This is a genomic window from Staphylococcus ureilyticus (assembly GCF_002902235.1).
GTDB lineage: Bacteria > Bacillota > Bacilli > Staphylococcales > Staphylococcaceae > Staphylococcus > Staphylococcus ureilyticus.
In genome coordinates, this window is record NZ_PPRL01000127.1 from 1 (window position 1) to 5,046 (window position 5,046).

Genomic DNA, 5,046 nt, shown 5'->3' on the forward strand with positions numbered 1-5,046 from the left:
AACTAATTGTATCTAAATTAAGTTTGAGATATAGAAAAATAATTGTTGCTTAAAAATAGTAATTATGCAAATATTGCTATTGTGCGTTTTGATATATGAATTTATAGATTTTAAAATCATTTTTGAAAAATTATAAATTTCGCAGAACAATATACACAAAATTATTAATTTAACGAAAATGTAATGTTAAGAATTTGTAAATTTAATTGTAGGATTGTTAAATTTGTGCTATTTTCAAATAAGGACAAATCAACATTTGTGAGATTTTTTAAACCTAGTAAGCAAAAACTCATTTACATAATTTTAATAAAATTAAAACAGTAATGGGTCTATTGTAAATCTTGCCAATCTTAATTTGTCTAGAAAAGAATGTAATTTTTTAAATTTATTGAAGGTGATTATATTGGTCACTGTAAATGGAGGATTTTTTGAATGTTTAACAAGAAAAAAGATAAGTTCATGGTGAAACTTGAAGAAATGGTTTTCAACTTAGACCGTGCAGCAATTGAATTTGGTAAAATGGATTTTAATACACACTTAGACCTTAAAGCATACTCAGATAATATTAAAACTTACGAATCACATGGTGATGAGCTCATGCATCAAGTGATTTCGGATTTGAACCAAACATTCATTACACCTATTGAACGTGAGGATATCCTCTCTTTATGTAACGCTATTGATGATGTTTTAGATGCAATAGAAGAAACATCAGCAATGTTTGAAATGTACTCTATAGAATATACCGATGAATATATGGCTGAATTTGTTGATAATATCCAAAAAGCTATTGCTGAAATGAAATTAGCAGTAGGCTTACTTGTCGATAAAAAATTATCGCACATGCGCATTCATTCTATTAATATTAAAGAATTTGAAACTAACTGTGATGGTATATTACGTCAGTCAATTAAACATATTTTTAACAGTGAAACTGATCCTATCACGCTTATTAAAATCAAAGAGATTTATGAAAGTTTAGAAGAAATTGCCGATAAATGTCAAGCTGTAGCGAATAACTTTGAAACAATAATAATGAAAAATAGCTAAGGAGTCCTAACTTATGGAATATATTTTGATTATCACAGTAGCTATCGTTATTTTTTCTTTGATATTTGACTTTATCAATGGTTTCCATGATACAGCCAATGCCGTCGCTACTGCTGTTTCAACACGTGCATTAACTCCTAGAACTGCGATTATTTTGGCGTCAGTTATGAACTTTATTGGTGCGTTAACATTTACTGGAGTTGCAAGTACGATAACAAAAGATATTGTAGACCCATTTAAATTAGAAAATGGTCTAGTTGTGGTTTTAGCTGCTATTATGGCAGCAATTATTTGGAATTTAGTAACTTGGTTTTTTGGAATACCTAGTTCTTCTTCACATGCATTAATTGGATCAATTGCTGGCGCAGCAATTGCTTCTCAAGGTACATTTGCTGTACTACATTATCAAGGCTTTACAAAAATAATCATAGTATTACTTTTATCACCAGTTATTGCGTTTTGTGTTGGTTTTATTATGTATTCAATTGTTAAAGTAGTTTTCAAAAATGCAAATCTAACGAAAACGAATCGTAACTTTAGATTTTTCCAAATTTTCACTGCTTCATTACAATCATTTTCACATGGTACAAATGATGCACAAAAATCAATGGGGATTATTACTTTAGCACTTATAGTTGCGAATATCCAAACAGGTACAAGCACTGAGCCTCAATTATGGGTTAAGATTGCCTGTGCTACTGCAATGGGGTTAGGTACAGCTGTTGGTGGTTGGAAAATTATCAAAACAGTTGGTGGAAATATAATGAAAATACGTCCAGCTAATGGTGCAGCAGCGGATTTATCTTCTGCTTTAACTATTTTTGTTGCGTCATCACTACATTTCCCACTTTCAACGACACATGTTGTGTCTTCATCTATATTAGGTGTGGGTTCTTCTAACCGCATTAAAGGTGTGAAATGGAATACAGCACAACGTATGATTGTGACTTGGGTAATTACATTGCCTATTTCAGCATTATTAGCTGCTTTAATATATTTTGTGATTAATATTGTTTTATAAATATTAACAAAAATGAGTAATAAATAGCTGAATAACTTTAAAATAAATTCAAGATAAAAATTCTGTGACATAAATACTAGAAAAATAGCACTCAGATGATTAAATTCATCTGAGTGCTTCTTTGTTTTATTCCATAATTCGTATAGTTGGTTCGTATTCTTAGGTAGGGGCTTTAACCTGTAGTCTTCAGCTTGTCCTGTTCCTTCAAGCATCTCGTCAAAATACATGTACACGTATGTAATTTTATATTGAAATACTTAAAAAAGCACTTACGTATATTTAATAAACACTACTATACTAAATTATCAAGATGCTATATCGTATCATCCTAAAATATTTTATACTACCAACATAATAGGGACTTTATTGGTAGTAGGTAGTGTTTTTGTGTGTGCATTTCTGTGCGCTGCCTTTGCTTGTAGTGTTCGACTAATGCTATGTAGTTGTCATAAATGATTGTCGAGATTAAAATATATATAAATAAAGTAAGTAAACAAAATAAAGCGTCAATTTCTATAAAAACCTTATAGAAATTGACGCTTATTTATTAATGTTAGAGGTTTAAGATGCTTCCTCTTTTTAATGAATGTAATTATAGCTAGAAGCAGTAGATGCTGGAATTGTACGATAATCTACTGTACCTGGAGGTGTATTATAATTCATTTCTGATATTAAAATACTGCCATCAGGATTTACTTGCTCAACATATGCAACGTGACCAATTGGACCTTCGTAATTTTGCATGATAGAACCAGCAGTTGGCGTGTTGTTTACTGTGTAGCCGTCTGCTGCAGCATTGTTAGCCCAGTGATCAGCATTCCACCAATATGTACTAATTGGTTGCCCAGTTTCTGCTCTACGGTTAAATACATGCCATGTACATTGACCCCAATCATATAAATTAGCGTCACTAGCAGAATTATTACCAGTAGAAGGCGATTGTGTAGCAGTGTTACCAGAACCACCTGAACCACCAACACTTGATCCATTTGGAATCTTAAGTGATTGACCAGGTTGGATTAAATAACCATTTAGATTGTTCGCTGACATTAATGCATCAACTGAAACACCATAATTATTAGCAATGATATTTAATGATTCACCAGATTTAACTGTATGTGAAGAACCACCTGATGTTTGTGAAGAAGCGTTTGAACTTGAGCTTTGACCACTTCCACCAATTTCGATAACTTGTCCCGGAAATACCATGTTGTTATCGAGGTTATTGTTTTGTTTAATCTCATCTACTGAAACACCATATTGTTCTGAGATTGTCCATAGTGACTCACCTGATTGTACTGTATGCTGTGTTGATGCTTCAGCTTCATGGTTAGCAATAAATGCTGCTGCACCTGAAGCAGCAGTGACTGCAAATGCAAACTTTTTCAAAAGAACTCCTCCTCACACCTATATAAATAACTCATTTTAAATTAAATATATCTGTTTGATTTTCTTTAATTGAATTCATGTTACATACTAACAAAAATTAGCTGACTTGTGTCTATTGTTATAGAGATGTAACATTATTAACATTTTAGAACATTGAGATGTAAACCTAATAAATACTTTTGTTATGGACTTTAAACGAAATTTTGATTTTGAAATTCATTTAAAAATTTATGACTTTGTAACATTAGAAAACGTGTGGAATTCAATTAACGTTAACATCTTTTTAAAATTGATAGTTAAAATGTTTGATTTTAGGTGGAATAGTGAAAATGAAAGTAATGCATTTAATATAAACAAAACTTTAACAACATTTAAGCACATTAATCACATATGTTAAAGAATACATTCTAATTAATGTGTAAGATGTTATAACATCTAAGGAGTGAAATGATTGGCTGAATCAACACAACAAATTAATCAAAAACAATCTAAATCAAAGCAGGATAAATCCAATTCTCATGCGTATGGTAAAGTATGGTTATTCTTTATTTATTATTGGATTATTTTTGGCATTGGTTGCTATTTTGGGCAGTTTTTACCCATGGAATGGAGAAAACCACTCTCTATCGTCTTGCTAGTTTTAGTTTTATTTACAGTTTTAACGAATCGTGCACGTAAATATGGATTGGTAATTTCACATATATATGCAATTATTGTCGGTTTATTGTCCTATGCTACATTTACAGCTTATTTGCAAAATTTAGGACCAGAAGTGTTTTATAAGAATGTGTTACTAGCAATAGGTGCTTTTATCGCATTTGGTTTAATTGGCTATTTCATTGTCGATAACGCTTCAGGAATGGGTAAATACTTATTTGTAACATTAGTGGCTCTGATTGTTGCTGGAATCATTGGTATGTTTGTGCATAATCCAATTTTCCATACAATCATTACAGTAGTAGGCTTACTATTATTCTTATTATATACAATATATGATTTTAATCGTATGAAACGTGGTCAGTATTCTCCACGAGAAATGGGATTCAACCTATTTATCAATTTATTACACATTATTAAATATGTACTAAGACTTGCGAATAAATTTAAAAAGTAAATATTAGATTTAAAATTAAAAAATATGAGTTATAAATTCTAATAGAAGTGAGAGCCGTGACTGGATTTTTACAGAAATTCAGTTACGGTTTTTTTGATTATTATTTTGCTTTTAATTTTTATTTGTCTAGTATCTTAAAATGATCATTACACAATATTCAGCTAATATAAGATTGACATGCAACGATGGCTTTAGTTTATGATTACATAATAATGTTATATAACAACTTATTTTATCATTAATAAAATATAAAAAAGTTAGAATTAAGGACGATGAATGAAAAAATATGTTGACAAATTAAATTATTATATTCAAAATTATGTAATGGTAAAACATGTACTTTGAAACTAAAACAGTGAATGTTCTATTTTCAAAAGATGAAAATATAAAAGAAATAATCAATTTTATAAAAATGATTTTATATGTATGGTGTATAACAGAATATGAGAGAGGTTGGAATATGGAAGTAAAG

The 5,046-nt window shown here is 30.1% G+C and carries 4 protein-coding genes; 3 read left to right on the forward strand and 1 reads right to left on the reverse strand.

The window, feature by feature from the left end; all coding sequences use genetic code 11:
* The first annotated feature begins 432 nt into the window (after positions 1-432).
* Together CD150_RS11640 and CD150_RS11645 are read left to right on the forward strand one after the other, a co-directional pair.
* A complete protein-coding gene (locus tag CD150_RS11640) occupies positions 433-1,050 on the forward strand; it encodes a DUF47 domain-containing protein (RefSeq protein ID WP_019468170.1) in 618 nt (205 codons plus the stop codon).
* 13 nt (positions 1,051-1,063) lie between these two features.
* Positions 1,064-2,071, forward strand: coding sequence for an inorganic phosphate transporter (locus tag CD150_RS11645; RefSeq protein ID WP_046207339.1), 1,008 nt, complete (start codon positions 1,064-1,066; stop codon positions 2,069-2,071).
* Between the two features lie 579 nt (positions 2,072-2,650).
* Here the strand turns inward: CD150_RS11645 and CD150_RS11650 are convergent.
* The gene (locus tag CD150_RS11650; protein ID WP_046207340.1) at positions 2,651-3,460 is read right to left on the reverse strand and encodes a LysM peptidoglycan-binding domain-containing protein; all 810 of its coding nucleotides are present in this window, start codon (positions 3,458-3,460) and stop codon (positions 2,651-2,653) included.
* 451 nt (positions 3,461-3,911) lie between these two features.
* On the opposite strand from CD150_RS11650, the gene CD150_RS11655 reads away from it, so the two are divergent.
* Positions 3,912-4,574, forward strand: a complete 663-nt coding sequence (locus CD150_RS11655; RefSeq protein ID WP_046207341.1) for a Bax inhibitor-1/YccA family protein — start codon at positions 3,912-3,914, stop codon at positions 4,572-4,574.
* Positions 4,575-5,046 lie beyond the last annotated feature (472 nt).